The sequence below is a fragment of the Streptococcus sp. SV2 genome (assembly GCF_030440175.1).
Classification (GTDB): Bacteria; Bacillota; Bacilli; order Lactobacillales; family Streptococcaceae; genus Streptococcus; species Streptococcus raffinosi.
This window is the reverse complement of record NZ_JAQFJQ010000011.1, coordinates 1-15,031: the sequence shown is the minus strand read 5'-3', so window position 1 is coordinate 15,031 and position 15,031 is coordinate 1. Positions and strand designations below refer to the sequence as shown.

Genomic DNA, 15,031 nt, shown 5'->3' with positions numbered 1-15,031 from the left:
GAAAAAGGAAAAATTTTAAAAAAAACCTTGCAATGAGTGGGTTCTTTTGTTATTATATTATGGTGCTGTAAATACAGCGCTTAGCTATGATACAAGAGGTTGCGACACGCCTGGTTGCACTGCCACGCAATCCGTGTTGGTTTTCTTGAGGAGCTAGCCTATTATCTTAAATAGACGAAAGAGGAGAAAAAATGGCAAACAAAAAAATTCGTATCCGTTTGAAAGCTTACGAACACCGTACGCTTGATACAGCGGCAGAAAAAATCGTAGAAACTGCAACTCGCACAGGTGCGACAGTTGCTGGACCAGTTCCACTTCCAACTGAACGTAGTCTCTACACAATTATTCGTGCGACTCACAAATATAAAGATTCTCGCGAACAATTTGAAATGCGTACACACAAACGTCTTATTGACATCATCAACCCAACTCAAAAAACAGTTGACGCTTTGATGAAACTTGATCTTCCAAGTGGTGTGAACGTAGAAATCAAACTTTAATTTAAGGCTTGATTTGATTGAGCATAAAAAACGCTCGTTAAAAACTTTTTTGAGCATAAAAAACGCTCATAAAAAACTTTTTGAAATACAATAAAGTAAAGGAAATATTTTCTCATGACAAAAGGAATCTTAGGGAAAAAAGTGGGAATGACTCAAATCTTCACTGAAGCAGGTGAATTTATCCCTGTTACTGTCATCGAAGCTACTCCAAACGTTGTGCTTCAAGTTAAAACTGTTGAAACAGACGGTTACGAAGCAGTTCAAGTTGGTTTTGACGACAAACGCGAAGTATTGAGCAACAAACCTGCCAAAGGCCACGTAGCGAAAGCTAACACAGCTCCTAAGCGCTTCATTCGTGAATTCAAAAACATTGAAGGCTTGGAAGTTGGATCAGAAATCACTGTTGACACATTCGAAGCTGGAGATGTTGTTGACGTAACTGGTACTTCAAAAGGTAAAGGTTTCCAAGGTGTTATCAAACGCCACGGTCAATCACGCGGACCTATGGCTCACGGTTCTCGTTACCACCGTCGTCCAGGTTCAATGGGACCTGTTGCGCCTAACCGTGTTTTCAAAAACAAACACTTGGCAGGACGTATGGGTGGCAACCGTGTGACAATTCAAAACCTTGAAGTTGTACAAGTTATCCCAGAGAAAAACGTTATCCTCATCAAAGGTAACGTACCAGGTGCTAAGAAATCTCTTATCACTATCAAATCAGCAGTTAAAGCTGCTAAATAATAAGAAAGGAGAAATCAGTTAAAAATGGCAAACGTAAAACTATTTGACCAAACTGGTAAAGAAGTTAGCTCAGTTGAACTTAACGACGCTATCTTCGGTATCGAACCAAACGAATCAGTAGTATTTGATGTCGTAATCAGCCAACGCGCTAGCCTTCGCCAAGGTACTCATGCGGTAAAAAACCGTTCAGCAGTATCAGGTGGTGGACGTAAACCATGGCGTCAAAAAGGAACTGGACGTGCTCGTCAAGGTTCTATCCGCTCACCACAATGGCGTGGCGGTGGTATTGTCTTCGGACCAACTCCACGTTCATACGGATACAAACTTCCACAAAAAGTTCGTCGCCTTGCATTGAAATCTGTTTACTCAGCTAAAGTTGCAGAAGATAAATTTGTAGCAGTTGAAGCTCTTTCATTTGCAGCTCCAAAAACTGCTGAATTCGCAAAAGTTCTTTCAGCTCTTAGCATCGATTCAAAAGTACTTGTTATCGTTGAAGAAGGAAACAAATTCGCTGAACTTTCAGCTCGTAACCTTGCAAACGTAACTGTTGCAACTCCTGCAACTGCAAGTGTACTTGACATCGTAAACGCAGATAAACTTCTTGTTACTAAAGAAGCTATCTCATCAATCGAGGAGGTTCTTGCATAATGAATTTGTATGACGTAATCAAAAAACCTGTTATCACTGAGAAATCTATGGTTGCTCTTGAAGCAGGAAAATACACTTTCGAAGTTGATACACGTGCACACAAACTCTTGATCAAACAAGCAGTTGAAGCTGCATTTGAAGGTGTTAAAGTTGCTAGCGTGAACACTGTAACTGTTAAGCCAAAACAAAAACGTGTTGGACGTTACACTGGTTTCACTTCAAAAACTAAAAAAGCTATCATCACTCTTACAGCTGATTCAAAAGCAATCGAGTTGTTTGCAGCTGAAGCTGAATAATCAAAGGAGAAATTAACGTGGGTATTAAAGTTTATAAACCAACGACAAATGGCCGTCGTAACATGACTTCTTTGGATTTCGCAGAAATCACTACAAGCACTCCTGAAAAATCATTGCTTGTTTCTCTTAAGAACAAAGCTGGTCGTAACAACAACGGTCGTATTACTGTACGTCACCAAGGTGGCGGACACAAACGTCACTACCGTTTGATTGACTTCAAACGTAATAAAGATGGCGTTGAAGCAGTTGTTAAAACTGTTGAATATGATCCAAACCGTACTGCAAATATCGCTCTTGTACACTACACTGACGGGGTTAAAACTTACATCATCGCACCTAAAGGTCTTGAAGTAGGTCAACGTATCGTTTCAGGTCCAGATGCGGATATCAAGATTGGTAACGCTCTTCCACTTGCAAACATCCCAGTTGGTACAGTTATCCACAACATTGAGCTTCAACCAGGTAAAGGTGCTGAACTTATCCGTGCCGCTGGTGCTTCTGCTCAAGTTTTGGGTCAAGAAGGTAAATACGTGCTTGTTCGTCTTCAATCAGGCGAAGTTCGTATGATTCTTGGTACATGTCGTGCAACAATCGGTACTGTCGGTAACGAACAACAATCACTTATCAACCTTGGTAAAGCTGGTCGTAATCGCTGGAAAGGTGTTCGCCCAACAGTTCGTGGTTCTGTAATGAACCCTAATGATCACCCACACGGTGGTGGTGAAGGTAAAGCACCAGTTGGACGTAAAGCGCCATCTACTCCATGGGGTAAACCTGCGCTTGGTCTTAAAACTCGTAACAAGAAAGCTAAATCTGACAAACTTATCGTTCGTCGTCGTAACGAAAAATAATTTAGTCGCTTAGCACATATTATCCGCCAACTCGGTAGCGCTCAGCGCAAGCCGCTGTGGTACATTTAATTTAAAGGAGAAAACTACAAAATGGGACGTAGTCTTAAAAAAGGACCTTTCGTCGATGAGCATTTGATGAAAAAAGTTGAAGCTCAAGCAAATGACGAAAAGAAAAAAGTAATCAAAACTTGGTCACGTCGTTCAACGATTTTCCCAAGTTTCATCGGATACACTATCGCAGTTTATGATGGACGTAAACACGTTCCTGTTTACATCCAAGAAGACATGGTAGGTCACAAACTTGGTGAATTTGCACCAACACGTACTTACAAAGGTCACGCAGCTGACGATAAGAAAACACGTCGTTAATAGGAGGAGGACACAATGGCAGAAATTACTTCAGCTAAAGCAATGGCTCGTACAGTGCGTGTTTCACCTCGTAAAACACGTCTTGTTCTTGATCTTATCCGTGGTAAGAACGTTGCTGATGCAATCGCAATCTTGAAATTCACTCCAAACAAAGCAGCTCGTATCGTTGAGAAAACTCTTAACTCTGCTATCGCTAATGCAGAAAATAACTTTGGTTTGGAAAAAGCTAACTTGGTAGTATCTGAAACATTCGCAAACGAAGGACCAACAATGAAACGTTTCCGTCCACGTGCGAAAGGTTCAGCTTCACCAATCAACAAACGCACAACTCACGTAACAGTAGTTGTGTCAGAAAAATAAGGAGGTAAACTCGTGGGTCAAAAAGTACATCCAATTGGTATGCGTGTCGGGATCATCCGTGACTGGGATGCGAAATGGTATGCTGAAAAAGAATACGCAGATTACCTTCACGAAGATTTGGCAATCCGCAAATTTATTCAAAAAGAACTTGCAGACGCTTCAGTTTCAACTATTGAAATCGAACGTGCTGTAAACAAAGTTATTGTTTCACTTCACACTGCAAAACCAGGTATGGTTATCGGTAAAGGTGGATCAAACGTTGACGCTCTTCGCGCTCAACTTAACAAATTGACTGGAAAACAAGTACACATCAACATTGTTGAAATCAAGAAACCTGATTTGGACGCTCATCTTGTTGGTGAAACTATTGCTCGTCAACTTGAGCAACGTGTTGCTTTCCGTCGTGCACAAAAACAAGCTATCCAACGTACAATGCGTGCTGGAGCTAAAGGAATTAAAACTCAAGTATCTGGTCGTTTGAACGGTGCCGATATTGCCCGTGCAGAAGGATACTCTGAAGGTACAGTTCCACTTCATACACTTCGCGCTGATATCGATTATGCTTGGGAAGAAGCTGACACAACTTACGGTAAACTTGGTGTTAAAGTTTGGATCTACCGTGGAGAAGTTCTTCCGGCTCGTAAAAACACTAAAGGAGGCAAATAACAAATGTTAGTACCTAAACGTGTTAAACACCGTCGTGAATTCCGTGGAAAAATGCGCGGTGAGGCTAAAGGTGGTAAAGAAGTAGCATTCGGTGAATACGGACTTCAAGCTACAACTAGCCACTGGATTACAAACCGTCAAATCGAGGCTGCTCGTATTGCCATGACTCGTTACATGAAGCGTGGTGGTAAGGTTTGGATTAAGATCTTCCCACACAAATCATACACTGCTAAAGCTATCGGTGTACGTATGGGTTCTGGTAAAGGGGCACCTGAAGGTTGGGTAGCACCAGTTAAACGTGGTAAAGTAATGTTCGAAATCGCAGGTGTACCTGAAGAGGTTGCACGTGAAGCACTTCGTCTTGCTAGCCACAAATTGCCAGTTAAAAGTAAATTCGTGAAACGTGAAGCAGAATAAGGAGAAGACATGAAACTTGAAGAAATCAAAAAGTTTGTTGCTGAGCTTCGTGGCTTGTCTCAAGAAGAGCTTGCTAAAAAAGAAAACGAACTTAAGAAAGAACTTTTCGACCTTCGTTTCCAAGCTGCAGCAGGTCAACTTGATCAAACTGCTCGTTTGAACGAAGTGAAGAAACAAATTGCACGTGTTAAAACAGTGCAATCTGAAATCAAATAATAGATTGGGAAAGGAGCAATTCTAATAATGGAACGTAATCAACGTAAAACCCTTGTTGGACGCGTAGTATCTGACAAGATGGATAAAACAATCACAGTTGTAGTTGAAACGAAACGTAACCACCCAGTCTATGGTAAACGTATCAACTATTCTAAAAAATACAAAGCACATGATGAAAACAACGTTGCTAAAGAAGGCGATATCGTTCGTATCATGGAAACTCGCCCACTTTCAGCTACAAAACGCTTCCGTCTTGTAGAAGTTGTGGAAGAAGCTGTTATTATCTAATAAAACTAAAAGGAGACAATTGAAATGATTCAACAAGAAAGTCGCTTGAAAGTTGCTGATAATAGCGGTGCTCGTGAAATCTTGACTATCAAAGTTCTTGGTGGTTCAGGACGTAAATTCGCTAACATCGGCGACGTAATCGTTGCAACTGTAAAACAAGCTACACCAGGTGGAGCTGTTAAAAAAGGTGATGTTGTTAAAGCTGTAATCGTTCGTACTAAAACTGGTGCTCGTCGTCCAGACGGTTCATACATCAAGTTTGATGACAATGCTGCAGTAATCATCCGCGATGACAAAACTCCTCGTGGAACTCGTATCTTTGGCCCTGTTGCACGTGAATTGCGTGAAGGTGGATACATGCGTATCGTATCTTTGGCGCCAGAAGTACTTTAATCTAACGAAACACAAACTTAGTCCCCTGGCTCAGCTAGGGTGCCCATAGGGCGTAAGAAATAATAGGAGAAATACTCAATGTTTGTAAAAAAAGGCGATAAAGTTCGCGTTATTGCTGGTAAAGACAAAGGAACTGAAGCAGTAGTTCTTAAGGCTCTTCCAAAAGTAAATAAAGTTGTTGTTGAAGGTGTTGCAATCATCAAAAAACACCAAAAACCATCAGCTGAAAACCCTCAAGGTGCTATCGTGGAAAAAGAAGCACCAATCCACGCTTCAAACGTTCAAGTTCTTGACAAGAACGGTGTTGCTGGACGTGTAGGTTACAAAGTTGTTGACGGCAAAAAAGTTCGTTACAACAAAAAATCAGGCGAAGTGCTTGACTAATCACGAAGGAAAGGAGAAAGTATTAAATGGCTAACCGTCTTAAAGAAAAATACACTAACGAAGTAATTCCTGCTTTGACTGAAAAATTTAACTATTCTTCAGTTATGGCTGTGCCAAAAGTTGATAAAATCGTTATCAACATGGGTGTTGGTGAAGCTGTAAACAACGCTAAAACTCTTGAAAAAGCTGCTGCTGAGTTGGCACTTATTTCAGGTCAAAAACCATTGATTACTAAAGCTAAGAAATCAATCGCTGGCTTCCGTCTTCGTGAAGGTGTAGCGATCGGTGCTAAAGTTACCCTTCGTGGTGAACGCATGTACGAATTCTTGGATAAATTGGTATCAGTTTCACTTCCACGTGTTCGTGACTTCCATGGTGTTCCAACTAAATCATTTGATGGACGTGGTAACTACACACTTGGTGTTAAAGAACAACTTATCTTCCCAGAAATCAACTTCGACGATGTTGATAAAGTGCGTGGTATGGATATCGTTATCGTAACTACTGCTAACACTGACGAAGAAGGTCGTGAATTGCTTAAAGGCCTTGGAATGCCTTTTGCAAAATAATCTAGGAGGTAAATAAATTGGCTAAAAAATCAATGATTGCTAAGAACAAACGCCCTGCGAAGTTCTCTACGCAAGCTTACACTCGTTGCGAACGTTGTGGACGTCCACACTCAGTTTATCGCAAATTTAAACTTTGCCGTGTTTGCTTCCGTGAATTGGCTTACAAAGGTCAAATTCCAGGTGTTACCAAAGCTTCTTGGTAAAATGATGATGCATTCGAATTAGATTATCTTCTTTGAATGTATTAAAAATATTATTTGAGCCCAGCTCAATCATTAACTAGCAAGTGAACAATTCAAACTACTAGTAAGAGGAGAAAATATAAAATGGTTATGACTGACCCAATTGCAGATTTCTTGACACGTATTCGTAACGCTAACCAAGCTAAACACGAAGTACTTGAAGTACCTGCATCAAACATCAAAAAAGGTATTGCTGATATCCTTAAACGTGAAGGTTTTGTAAAAAACGTTGAAGTTATTGAAGATGATAAACAAGGTATCATCCGTGTGTTCTTGAAATATGGACAAAACGGTGAACGTGTTATCACTAACTTGAAACGTATTTCTAAACCAGGTCTTCGTGTTTACTCTAAACGTGAAGATGTTCCTAAAGTTCTTAACGGACTTGGAATTGCGATTATCTCTACATCAGAAGGTCTTTTGACTGATAAAGAAGCTCGTCAAAAGAACGTTGGTGGAGAAGTTATCGCTTACGTTTGGTAAGAAGCTGATACTAAGCACTTATATCAAATGATTTGTGCGAGTTTCGTTGATTAAATTCGATGAAACTCATCCCCGTGAAAACTAGTCACTTTGTGGCTTGATAATCTAACAGGAGAATTAAATACTATGTCACGTATTGGTAATAAAGTTATTACTTTGCCTGCTGGTGTTGAAGTAACAAACAACAATAATGTTGTTACTGTTAAAGGACCTAAAGGCGAACTCACTCGTGAGTTTAATAAAAACATTGAAATCAAAGTTGAAGGCAACGAAGTTACACTTCACCGTCCAAACGACTCAAAAGAAAACAAAACAATCCACGGTACTTCACGTGCCAACTTGAACAACATGGTTGTTGGTGTTTCTGAAGGTTTCAAAAAAGAACTTGAAATGCGCGGTGTCGGATACCGTGCCCAACTCCAAGGTTCAAAACTTGTTCTTTCAGTTGGTAAATCTCACCAAGACGAAGTTGAAGCTCCAGAAGGTATTACTTTTGAAGTACCATCTGCAACTTCAATCGTCGTTAACGGTATTAACAAAGAAGTTGTTGGTCAAACAGCAGCTTACATCCGTGGCCTTCGTTCACCAGAACCTTACAAAGGTAAAGGTATCCGTTACGTTGGTGAATACGTACGTCGTAAAGAAGGTAAAACTGGTAAATAATAGGATATTATCCTTGTGGCAGTTCTTTCAGGATTGTCTATTTACCAAAAGCTCTCATGAGCAAGCATTATAAATAAGAGGTGAAAATTGTGATTTCGAAACCAGATAAAAACAAACTCCGCCAAAAACGCCATCGTCGCGTTCGCGGAAAACTCTCTGGAACTGCTGATCGCCCACGTTTGAACATTTTCCGTTCTAATACAGGCATCTACGCTCAAGTTATTGATGACGTAGCGGGTGTAACGCTCGCAAGTGCATCAACTCTTGATAAAGAAGTTTCTAAAGGAACTAAAACAGAACAAGCCGTTGTTGTCGGTAAACTTGTTGCTGAACGCGCAGTAGCTAAAGGTATTTCTGAAGTGGTGTTTGACCGCGGTGGATATCTCTATCACGGACGTGTTAAAGCTTTGGCTGACTCAGCTCGTGAAAACGGATTGAAATTCTAATAGGGAGGACACTTAATAATGGCATTTAAAGATAATGCAGTAGAACTTGAAGAGCGCGTAGTTGCTATCAACCGTGTTACTAAAGTTGTAAAAGGTGGACGCAACATGCGTTTTGCTGCTCTTGTTGTTGTTGGTGACCGTAATGGTCGCGTAGGATTTGGTACTGGTAAATCTCAAGAGGTTCCAGAAGCTATCCGTAAAGCAGTTGAAGCAGCTAAGAAAAACCTTATCGAAGTTCCTATGGTTGGTACAACTATTCCTCACGAAGTTCGTTCAGAATTTGGTGGAGCGAAAGTATTGTTGAAACCAGCTGTTGAAGGGGCTGGGGTTGCCGCTGGTGGTGCAGTTCGTGCCGTCATCGAATTGGCTGGTGTTGCTGATGTAACATCTAAATCTCTTGGTTCAAACACTCCAATCAACATCGTTCGTGCGACTGTTGAAGGATTGAAACAACTTAAACGTGCTGAAGACGTTGCTGCTCTCCGTGGCATCTCAGTATCTGACTTGGCATAAGAAAGGAGATTATAATGGCTCAAATTAAAATTACTTTGACTAAGTCTCCAATCGGACGCAAACCAGAACAACGTAAAACAGTTGTTGCTCTTGGACTTGGTAAATTGAATAGCTCAGTTGTTAAAGAAGACAACGCTGCTATCCGTGGTATGGTCAACGCAGTTTCTCACTTGGTAACTGTTGAAGACGTTAAATAAAAAATGATTTAAGTCGTAAGGGTTGCCTTGCGACTTAAACTGAATTTCATGTATAGGCGAGTTTTTAATCAAGCTACCTTACTTGGTTAGAGGCGCTAGCATTTTACAAAAAGAGGAGAAAATTAATAATGAAACTTCATGAATTGAAACCTGCTGAAGGTTCTCGTAAAGTCCGTAACCGTGTAGGTCGTGGTACTTCATCTGGTAACGGTAAAACTTCAGGCCGTGGTCAAAAAGGTCAAAAAGCTCGTAGTGGTGGTGGCGTACGTCCAGGATTTGAAGGTGGACAAACTCCATTGTTCCGTCGTCTTCCAAAACGTGGATTCACTAACATCAACGCTAAAGAATACGCACTTGTAAACCTTGATCAATTGAACGTCTTTGAAGATGGTACAGAAGTAACTCCAGCAGTTCTTAAAGAAGCTGGAATCGTTCGTGCTGAAAAATCAGGCGTTAAAGTTCTTGGTAATGGCGAATTGACTAAGAAATTGACTGTTAAAGCAGCTAAATTCTCTAAATCTGCTGAAGCAGCTATCATTGCTAAAGGTGGTTCAATTGAAGTCATCTAATGAGGGGTAACTCATTATGTTCTTTAAACTATTAAAAGACGCATTGAAAGTCAAAAACGTTCGTAATAAGGTTCTATTTACAATCTTCATTATTTTCGTTTTTCGTGTAGGAACTCATGTAACTGTTCCTGGTATCAATGCGGAAAGTTTGAAACAATTAAGTGATTTACCTTTCTTGAACATGCTTAACTTGGTGTCAGGTAATGCTATGAATAACTTCTCTATCTTCTCGATGGGGGTTAGTCCTTACATTACGGCATCAATCATTGTCCAACTTTTGCAGATGGATATCTATCCAAAATTTGTGGAGTGGGGTAAACAGGGTGAAGTTGGCCGCCGTAAATTAAATCAGGCGACTCGTTATATTACTCTTGTTTTAGCATTTGTTCAATCGATTGGTATTACAGCTAGTTTCAATACACTCTCATCAATTTCATTGGTTAAGACACCTAATGTTTCAACCTATTTGTTGATTGGGACAATTTTAACTGCTGGTAGCATAATTGTGACATGGCTTGGTGAACAAATTACTGATAAGGGCTTTGGTAATGGTGTGTCAATGATTATCTTTTCTGGTATCATTGCTTCCATTCCAAAGATGTTCTCAACAATTTATGAGGATTTCTTTGTCAATGTTCGTTCAGGAGAATTGACTCGTTCATATATCATCGTCGCATTGTTGATTGTGGTAGGTTTGGCGATTGTCTTCTTTACGACATTTGTACAACAAGCAGAATATCAAATTCCAATTCAATATACGAAATTGGTTCAAGGGGCTCCAACGAGTTCATACTTACCTTTGAAAGTCAATCCAGCTGGTGTTATTCCCGTTATCTTTGCTAGCTCGATTACGACAATTCCAAGTACGATTCTTCCATTCTTCTCGAAGGTTTCGTGGTTATCTCATTTACAAGGACTACTCTCGTATAATACACCTAGTGGAATGATTACCTATGCGATATTGATTATCTTGTTCTCATTCTTCTACACATTTGTCCAAGTTAATCCTGAAAAAACTGCTGAAAATCTTCAAAAGAATGGGTCTTACATTCCTAGCGTTCGTCCAGGTCGTGAGACTGAAAAGTACATGTCTTCATTACTTAAGAGATTGGCAACAATCGGGGCTGTATTTCTCGCATTTATTTCATTGGCTCCAATTGCGGCTCAACAGTTTATGCACCTCACAAGTTCAATTGCACTTGGTGGTACATCACTCTTGATCTTGATTTCAACTGGTATTGAAGGTATGAAACAACTTGAAGGTTACCTTTTGAAACGTCAATATGTTGGATTTATGAATCTCGAAGACTAAGTCTTCTCATGAACAATCGAGAGGGAAAGAAAGATTGCTTTCTGCCCCTTCTCTTTTGTTTTTTGATAACTCTACCAAGTCTATTAAATCTTGATAGAGTTATTTGAAAACAAAAATAAGGAGTTCGTAAGATGAATCTTTTAATTATGGGTCTACCAGGCGCTGGTAAAGGGACACAAGCTGCAAAAATCGTTGAAGAATTTGGTGTAGCTCATATCTCAACTGGTGATATGTTCCGTGCTGCTATGGCTAACCAAACAGAAATGGGAACTTTGGCAAAATCATTCATCGATAAAGGTGAATTGGTTCCAGATGAAGTGACAAACGGGATTGTAAAAGAACGTTTGGCTCAAGACGACATTAAGGAAAAAGGATTCCTTTTGGATGGTTTTCCTCGCACGATCGAACAAGCTCATGCCTTGGATCAAATCTTGGTTGATCTTGGTTTGGAGCTTGATGGAGTAATCAATATCGAAGTGGATCCATCTTGCCTTCTTGAACGCTTGAGTGGTCGTATTATTCACCGTAAAACAGGTGAAACTTACCATAAAGTATTCAACCCACCAGCTGACTACAAGGAAGAAGACTATTACCAACGTGAAGATGACAAACCTGAAACGGTAAAACGTCGTCTTGATGTTAACATTGCTCAAGGTGAGCCAATCATTGCACACTATCGTGAGCTTGGCCTTGTATCAGATATTCAAGGTAATCAAGATATTGAAGATGTATTCGCTGATGTTAAAAAAGCGATTGCAGCAATTAAATAATTATTTAATCTTACTTGCGTATCAGACTCAAGCATGATATAATACTTTAGTCTGACTTATAATTGTTACCTCTGTGCTCAGAGGAAATCAAATCGAAATTTTAGGGGGTACTTTTGCGTGGCAAAAGAAGACGTGATTGAAATTGAAGGTAAAGTTGTAGAAACTATGCCTAATGCTATGTTTACTGTTGAATTGGAAAATGGACACCAAATTTTGGCGACAGTTTCTGGTAAAATCCGTAAAAACTACATTCGTATTTTGGTCGGTGACCGTGTGACTGTTGAAATGAGTCCTTATGATTTGACACGTGGACGCATCACATACCGCTTTAAATAATCGAAATAATTGGAGGGATTAAAACATGAAGGTAAGACCATCGGTTAAACCAATTTGCGAATACTGTAAAGTTATTCGTCGTAACGGTCGTGTTATGGTAATTTGTCCAACAAATCCAAAACACAAACAACGTCAAGGATAATATAGAAAGGAGAAATCATGGCTCGTATTGCTGGAGTTGACATTCCAAACGATAAACGTGTAGTAATTTCACTTACTTACGTATACGGTATCGGACTTGCAACATCTAAGAAAATCTTGGCTGCTGCAGGCGTTTCTGAAGACATCCGCGTTAAAGATTTGACAAATGATCAAGAAGACGCTATCCGTCGCGAAGTGGATGCAATCAAAGTTGAAGGTGACCTTCGTCGTGAAGTTAACCTTAACATCAAACGTTTGATGGAAATCGGTTCATACCGTGGTATCCGTCACCGTCGTGGACTTCCTGTCCGTGGACAAAACACTAAAAACAATGCCCGCACTCGTAAAGGTAAAGCTGTTGCGATTGCAGGTAAGAAAAAATAATTAAAATAAAATAGGAGGTAAAAACATTGGCTAAACCAACACGTAAACGTCGTGTGAAAAAGAATATCGAATCTGGTATTGCTCACATTCACGCTACTTTCAATAACACTATTGTTATGATTACAGATGTGCATGGTAACGCTGTAGCATGGTCATCAGCTGGTGCTCTTGGTTTCAAAGGTTCTCGTAAATCTACACCATTTGCTGCACAAATGGCTTCAGAAGCTGCTGCTAAATCTGCACAAGAACATGGTCTTAAAACAGTTGAAGTAACTGTTAAAGGTCCTGGTTCAGGTCGTGAGTCTGCTATCCGTGCTCTTGCTGCTGCAGGTCTTGAAGTAACAGCAATCCGTGATGTAACACCTGTACCACATAATGGTTGTCGTCCTCCAAAACGTCGTCGTGTGTAATCTTTAATAACAATAGTACACAAGGTTCGTTTCGAGGGAGTATAATAAATGATTGAGTTTGAAAAACCAATAATAACAAAAATTGATGAAAATAAAGATTACGGCAAATTTGTCATCGAACCACTAGAACGTGGTTATGGTACAACTTTGGGTAACTCTCTTCGTCGTGTACTTTTGTCATCACTTCCAGGTGCTGCCGTAACATCAATTAAGATTGATGGAGTACTTCACGAATTTGATACCGTACCAGGCGTCCGTGAAGACGTGATGCAAATCATCCTTAATGTTAAGGGTCTTGCTGTAAAATCTTACGTCGAAGACGAAAAAACAATTGAACTAGATGTTCAAGGTCCAGCTGAAGTAACTGCTGGGGATATCTTGACTGATAGTGATATTGAAATTGTTAACCCTGATCATTATCTTTTTACTATCGCTGATGGGGCTTCATTGAAAGCAACCATGACAGTAGCTACAAACCGTGGTTATGTTCCAGCAGATGAAAACAAGAAAGATGATGCTCCAGTGGGAACATTGGCTGTAGATTCAATCTACACACCAGTGAAGAAAGTCAATTATCAAGTTGAACCTGCTCGTGTAGGTAGTAACGATGGTTTTGATAAATTGACAATCGAAATCATGACAAACGGAACAATCATTCCTGAAGATGCCCTCGGTCTTTCAGCTCGTGTTTTGATTGAACACTTAAACTTGTTTACTGACCTTACTGATGTGGCTAAAGCTACAGATGTAATGAAGGAAACTGAGAAAGTGAACGATGAAAAAGTGCTTGACCGTACCATCGAAGAACTTGATTTGTCCGTCCGCTCATATAACTGTTTGAAACGTGCCGGTATTAATACCGTTCATGATTTGACAGAAAAAACTGAGCCTGAAATGATGAAAGTCCGTAACCTTGGTCGTAAATCTCTTGAAGAAGTTAAAGTTAAATTAGCTGATCTTGGACTTGGACTTAAAAACGATAAATAATAATATAGGAGGATAACATGGCTTACCGTAAACTTGGACGCACAAGCTCACAGCGTAAAGCGGTTCTTCGTGATTTGACTACAGATCTTATCATTAACGAAGCAATCGTTACAACTGAAGCACGTGCTAAAGAAATCCGTAAAACAGTTGAAAAAATGATTACTCTTGGTAAACGTGGTGATTTGCACGCACGTCGTCAAGCAGCTGCATTTGTACGTAACGAAATTGCATCTGAAAGCTATGATGAAGCAACTGACAAATATACTTCAGTAACTGCTCTTCAAAAACTTTTCTCAGAAATTGCACCTCGTTATGCTGAACGTAACGGTGGATACACTCGTATCCTTAAAACAGAACCACGTCGTGGCGATGCTGCCCCAATGGCAATCATCGAACTTGTTTAATTTTTATCAATTTTGTTGAGTGTTATGATGATGGAATAGCTTTGCTTTTCTTAGTCTAGCTCTGGTCTACCGCTGGGCATTCGCCTAGCGGGAACACTCATCATAAAATGGGAATAAATAAGCATGTAACGCTTGTTTACGAAAGATAATACGGTTGTTTTTCGTAAGCAGGCGTTTTTTAGTGGCTCTTTGTCAACTGTAGTGGGTGACGAAAAGCTAACATCTAGAGAGAACCTGATAGGTTTTCTCTTTTTGTATGTTCAGAGTGATGAAAACACGCTTCCTAAAGTTAATAAAGTTTCTAAAACCGAAGCCCAGACGTTTAATATCTTTGATAAGCTTATTGGTTCCCTCCAATTTTGCATTTGAGTAATGTGTTTCTAGCGCATTTTTGATGTATGGTTTGTGTCTAAGGAAGGTCCTAAAGACAGTTTTGAAGTAATGATTAACCTTGCTTATATTCTCCTCTATGAGCT

General features: G+C 39.9%; 29 protein-coding genes and 1 pseudogene. 29 read left to right on the top strand and 1 reads right to left on the bottom strand.

Translation table 11 applies throughout. The features are described from left to right. Positions 1-191 precede the first annotated feature (191 nt). From rpsJ to rplQ, 29 genes are all read left to right on the top strand, one after another. Entirely contained in the window at positions 192-500 is a 309-nt protein-coding gene (rpsJ, locus tag PCY14_RS06950) for a 30S ribosomal protein S10 (RefSeq protein ID WP_002885653.1), read from the top strand. 114 nt (positions 501-614) lie between these two features. Further along, positions 615-1,241: a 50S ribosomal protein L3 gene (rplC, locus tag PCY14_RS06945; RefSeq protein WP_002885755.1), complete on the top strand. Its 627-nt coding sequence runs from the start codon at positions 615-617 to the stop codon at positions 1,239-1,241. A 24-nt stretch (positions 1,242-1,265) separates the two neighbouring features. Further along, positions 1,266-1,889 carry a 50S ribosomal protein L4 gene (gene rplD / locus PCY14_RS06940; RefSeq protein WP_021152651.1) on the top strand — a complete coding sequence of 208 codons (624 nt, stop codon included), beginning with the start codon at positions 1,266-1,268 and terminating at the stop codon, positions 1,887-1,889. Beyond that, the gene (locus PCY14_RS06935; protein WP_002885771.1) at positions 1,889-2,185 is read left to right on the top strand and encodes a 50S ribosomal protein L23; all 297 of its coding nucleotides are present in this window, start codon (positions 1,889-1,891) and stop codon (positions 2,183-2,185) included. Before rplD ends, PCY14_RS06935 begins: the two co-directional genes overlap by 1 nt. A 17-nt stretch (positions 2,186-2,202) precedes the next feature. Further along, positions 2,203-3,036, top strand: coding sequence for a 50S ribosomal protein L2 (gene rplB / locus PCY14_RS06930; RefSeq protein ID WP_021152650.1), 834 nt, complete (start codon positions 2,203-2,205; stop codon positions 3,034-3,036). Positions 3,037-3,126: 90 nt separating this feature from the next. Continuing rightward, positions 3,127-3,405 carry a 30S ribosomal protein S19 gene (rpsS, locus tag PCY14_RS06925; protein WP_000533765.1) on the top strand — a complete coding sequence of 93 codons (279 nt, stop codon included), beginning with the start codon at positions 3,127-3,129 and terminating at the stop codon, positions 3,403-3,405. Between the two features lie 15 nt (positions 3,406-3,420). Next, the gene (gene rplV / locus PCY14_RS06920) at positions 3,421-3,765 is read left to right on the top strand and encodes a 50S ribosomal protein L22 (protein ID WP_002887063.1); all 345 of its coding nucleotides are present in this window, start codon (positions 3,421-3,423) and stop codon (positions 3,763-3,765) included. Positions 3,766-3,777: 12 nt separating this feature from the next. Further along, complete coding sequence (gene rpsC, locus PCY14_RS06915) at positions 3,778-4,431, top strand: 30S ribosomal protein S3 (protein WP_002887507.1); 654 nt, start codon at positions 3,778-3,780, stop codon at positions 4,429-4,431. Positions 4,432-4,434: 3 nt separating this feature from the next. Further along, positions 4,435-4,848 (top strand): 50S ribosomal protein L16, encoded by a 414-nt coding sequence (rplP, locus tag PCY14_RS06910; RefSeq protein ID WP_002887508.1) that lies wholly within the window; start codon positions 4,435-4,437, stop codon positions 4,846-4,848. Between the two features lie 9 nt (positions 4,849-4,857). After that, positions 4,858-5,064: a 50S ribosomal protein L29 gene (gene rpmC, locus PCY14_RS06905; RefSeq protein WP_002885754.1), complete on the top strand. Its 207-nt coding sequence runs from the start codon at positions 4,858-4,860 to the stop codon at positions 5,062-5,064. A gap of 27 nt (positions 5,065-5,091) precedes the next feature. Continuing rightward, positions 5,092-5,352 carry a 30S ribosomal protein S17 gene (gene rpsQ, locus PCY14_RS06900; protein ID WP_002885836.1) on the top strand — a complete coding sequence of 87 codons (261 nt, stop codon included), beginning with the start codon at positions 5,092-5,094 and terminating at the stop codon, positions 5,350-5,352. Positions 5,353-5,376: 24 nt separating this feature from the next. Then, positions 5,377-5,745 carry a 50S ribosomal protein L14 gene (rplN, locus tag PCY14_RS06895; protein ID WP_002885711.1) on the top strand — a complete coding sequence of 123 codons (369 nt, stop codon included), beginning with the start codon at positions 5,377-5,379 and terminating at the stop codon, positions 5,743-5,745. Between the two features lie 78 nt (positions 5,746-5,823). Next, positions 5,824-6,129, top strand: a complete 306-nt coding sequence (gene rplX / locus PCY14_RS06890; protein WP_002885874.1) for a 50S ribosomal protein L24 — start codon at positions 5,824-5,826, stop codon at positions 6,127-6,129. Positions 6,130-6,155: 26 nt separating this feature from the next. After that, complete coding sequence (gene rplE / locus PCY14_RS06885; RefSeq protein WP_002887058.1) at positions 6,156-6,698, top strand: 50S ribosomal protein L5; 543 nt, start codon at positions 6,156-6,158, stop codon at positions 6,696-6,698. 17 nt (positions 6,699-6,715) lie between these two features. After that, positions 6,716-6,901: a type Z 30S ribosomal protein S14 gene (locus tag PCY14_RS06880; RefSeq protein ID WP_001085699.1), complete on the top strand. Its 186-nt coding sequence runs from the start codon at positions 6,716-6,718 to the stop codon at positions 6,899-6,901. Positions 6,902-7,024: 123 nt separating this feature from the next. Then, positions 7,025-7,423, top strand: coding sequence for a 30S ribosomal protein S8 (gene rpsH, locus PCY14_RS06875; RefSeq protein ID WP_002887509.1), 399 nt, complete (start codon positions 7,025-7,027; stop codon positions 7,421-7,423). A gap of 126 nt (positions 7,424-7,549) precedes the next feature. Then, positions 7,550-8,086, top strand: coding sequence for a 50S ribosomal protein L6 (gene rplF / locus PCY14_RS06870; RefSeq protein WP_002887510.1), 537 nt, complete (start codon positions 7,550-7,552; stop codon positions 8,084-8,086). An 89-nt stretch (positions 8,087-8,175) separates the two neighbouring features. Next, a complete protein-coding gene (rplR, locus tag PCY14_RS06865; protein ID WP_002885810.1) occupies positions 8,176-8,532 on the top strand; it encodes a 50S ribosomal protein L18 in 357 nt (118 codons plus the stop codon). A gap of 18 nt (positions 8,533-8,550) precedes the next feature. Beyond that, on the top strand, positions 8,551-9,045 hold the full coding sequence (rpsE, locus tag PCY14_RS06860) for a 30S ribosomal protein S5 (protein WP_002887512.1): 495 nt from the start codon (positions 8,551-8,553) through the stop codon (positions 9,043-9,045). 14 nt (positions 9,046-9,059) lie between these two features. Continuing rightward, positions 9,060-9,242 (top strand): 50S ribosomal protein L30, encoded by a 183-nt coding sequence (gene rpmD, locus PCY14_RS06855; protein ID WP_002885773.1) that lies wholly within the window; start codon positions 9,060-9,062, stop codon positions 9,240-9,242. A 128-nt stretch (positions 9,243-9,370) separates the two neighbouring features. Then, positions 9,371-9,811 carry a 50S ribosomal protein L15 gene (rplO, locus tag PCY14_RS06850; protein ID WP_164376612.1) on the top strand — a complete coding sequence of 147 codons (441 nt, stop codon included), beginning with the start codon at positions 9,371-9,373 and terminating at the stop codon, positions 9,809-9,811. A gap of 16 nt (positions 9,812-9,827) precedes the next feature. Next, positions 9,828-11,123, top strand: a complete 1,296-nt coding sequence (gene secY / locus PCY14_RS06845; RefSeq protein ID WP_002887516.1) for a preprotein translocase subunit SecY — start codon at positions 9,828-9,830, stop codon at positions 11,121-11,123. A gap of 131 nt (positions 11,124-11,254) precedes the next feature. After that, positions 11,255-11,893 (top strand): adenylate kinase, encoded by a 639-nt coding sequence (locus PCY14_RS06840; protein WP_008536073.1) that lies wholly within the window; start codon positions 11,255-11,257, stop codon positions 11,891-11,893. 117 nt (positions 11,894-12,010) lie between these two features. Continuing rightward, on the top strand, positions 12,011-12,229 hold the full coding sequence (infA, locus tag PCY14_RS06835) for a translation initiation factor IF-1 (RefSeq protein ID WP_001040189.1): 219 nt from the start codon (positions 12,011-12,013) through the stop codon (positions 12,227-12,229). A 25-nt stretch (positions 12,230-12,254) separates the two neighbouring features. Next, on the top strand, positions 12,255-12,371 hold the full coding sequence (gene rpmJ, locus PCY14_RS06830) for a 50S ribosomal protein L36 (RefSeq protein ID WP_000868345.1): 117 nt from the start codon (positions 12,255-12,257) through the stop codon (positions 12,369-12,371). 17 nt (positions 12,372-12,388) lie between these two features. Then, a complete protein-coding gene (gene rpsM, locus PCY14_RS06825) occupies positions 12,389-12,754 on the top strand; it encodes a 30S ribosomal protein S13 (protein WP_002885820.1) in 366 nt (121 codons plus the stop codon). A gap of 26 nt (positions 12,755-12,780) precedes the next feature. Further along, positions 12,781-13,164: a 30S ribosomal protein S11 gene (gene rpsK, locus PCY14_RS06820; protein WP_002885718.1), complete on the top strand. Its 384-nt coding sequence runs from the start codon at positions 12,781-12,783 to the stop codon at positions 13,162-13,164. Between the two features lie 48 nt (positions 13,165-13,212). After that, a complete protein-coding gene (locus PCY14_RS06815) occupies positions 13,213-14,151 on the top strand; it encodes a DNA-directed RNA polymerase subunit alpha (RefSeq protein ID WP_002887521.1) in 939 nt (312 codons plus the stop codon). A gap of 17 nt (positions 14,152-14,168) precedes the next feature. Further along, the gene (rplQ, locus tag PCY14_RS06810) at positions 14,169-14,555 is read left to right on the top strand and encodes a 50S ribosomal protein L17 (RefSeq protein WP_002887523.1); all 387 of its coding nucleotides are present in this window, start codon (positions 14,169-14,171) and stop codon (positions 14,553-14,555) included. A gap of 223 nt (positions 14,556-14,778) precedes the next feature. Here the strand turns inward: rplQ and PCY14_RS06805 are convergent. Then, positions 14,779-15,031: pseudogene (locus tag PCY14_RS06805) on the bottom strand (transposase); the annotation flags it as partial.

Bases quoted from the DNA above. Each gene is read 5' to 3' on its own strand.
- rpsJ (WP_002885653.1), top strand. From the start codon at position 192: ATGGCAAACAAAAAAATTCGTATCCGTTTGAAAGCTTACGAACACCGT.
- rplC (WP_002885755.1), top strand. From the start codon at position 615: ATGACAAAAGGAATCTTAGGGAAAAAAGTGGGAATGACTCAAATCTTC.
- rplD (WP_021152651.1), top strand. From the start codon at position 1,266: ATGGCAAACGTAAAACTATTTGACCAAACTGGTAAAGAAGTTAGCTCA.
- PCY14_RS06935 (WP_002885771.1), top strand. From the start codon at position 1,889: ATGAATTTGTATGACGTAATCAAAAAACCTGTTATCACTGAGAAATCT.
- rpsS (WP_000533765.1), top strand. From the start codon at position 3,127: ATGGGACGTAGTCTTAAAAAAGGACCTTTCGTCGATGAGCATTTGATG.
- rplV (WP_002887063.1), top strand. From the start codon at position 3,421: ATGGCAGAAATTACTTCAGCTAAAGCAATGGCTCGTACAGTGCGTGTT.
- rplP (WP_002887508.1), top strand. From the start codon at position 4,435: ATGTTAGTACCTAAACGTGTTAAACACCGTCGTGAATTCCGTGGAAAA.
- rpmC (WP_002885754.1), top strand. From the start codon at position 4,858: ATGAAACTTGAAGAAATCAAAAAGTTTGTTGCTGAGCTTCGTGGCTTG.
- rpsQ (WP_002885836.1), top strand. From the start codon at position 5,092: ATGGAACGTAATCAACGTAAAACCCTTGTTGGACGCGTAGTATCTGAC.
- rplN (WP_002885711.1), top strand. From the start codon at position 5,377: ATGATTCAACAAGAAAGTCGCTTGAAAGTTGCTGATAATAGCGGTGCT.
- rplX (WP_002885874.1), top strand. From the start codon at position 5,824: ATGTTTGTAAAAAAAGGCGATAAAGTTCGCGTTATTGCTGGTAAAGAC.
- rplE (WP_002887058.1), top strand. From the start codon at position 6,156: ATGGCTAACCGTCTTAAAGAAAAATACACTAACGAAGTAATTCCTGCT.
- rpsH (WP_002887509.1), top strand. From the start codon at position 7,025: ATGGTTATGACTGACCCAATTGCAGATTTCTTGACACGTATTCGTAAC.
- rplF (WP_002887510.1), top strand. From the start codon at position 7,550: ATGTCACGTATTGGTAATAAAGTTATTACTTTGCCTGCTGGTGTTGAA.
- rpsE (WP_002887512.1), top strand. From the start codon at position 8,551: ATGGCATTTAAAGATAATGCAGTAGAACTTGAAGAGCGCGTAGTTGCT.
- rpmD (WP_002885773.1), top strand. From the start codon at position 9,060: ATGGCTCAAATTAAAATTACTTTGACTAAGTCTCCAATCGGACGCAAA.
- rplO (WP_164376612.1), top strand. From the start codon at position 9,371: ATGAAACTTCATGAATTGAAACCTGCTGAAGGTTCTCGTAAAGTCCGT.
- secY (WP_002887516.1), top strand. From the start codon at position 9,828: ATGTTCTTTAAACTATTAAAAGACGCATTGAAAGTCAAAAACGTTCGT.
- PCY14_RS06840 (WP_008536073.1), top strand. From the start codon at position 11,255: ATGAATCTTTTAATTATGGGTCTACCAGGCGCTGGTAAAGGGACACAA.
- rpmJ (WP_000868345.1), top strand. From the start codon at position 12,255: ATGAAGGTAAGACCATCGGTTAAACCAATTTGCGAATACTGTAAAGTT.
- rpsM (WP_002885820.1), top strand. From the start codon at position 12,389: ATGGCTCGTATTGCTGGAGTTGACATTCCAAACGATAAACGTGTAGTA.
- PCY14_RS06815 (WP_002887521.1), top strand. From the start codon at position 13,213: ATGATTGAGTTTGAAAAACCAATAATAACAAAAATTGATGAAAATAAA.
- rplQ (WP_002887523.1), top strand. From the start codon at position 14,169: ATGGCTTACCGTAAACTTGGACGCACAAGCTCACAGCGTAAAGCGGTT.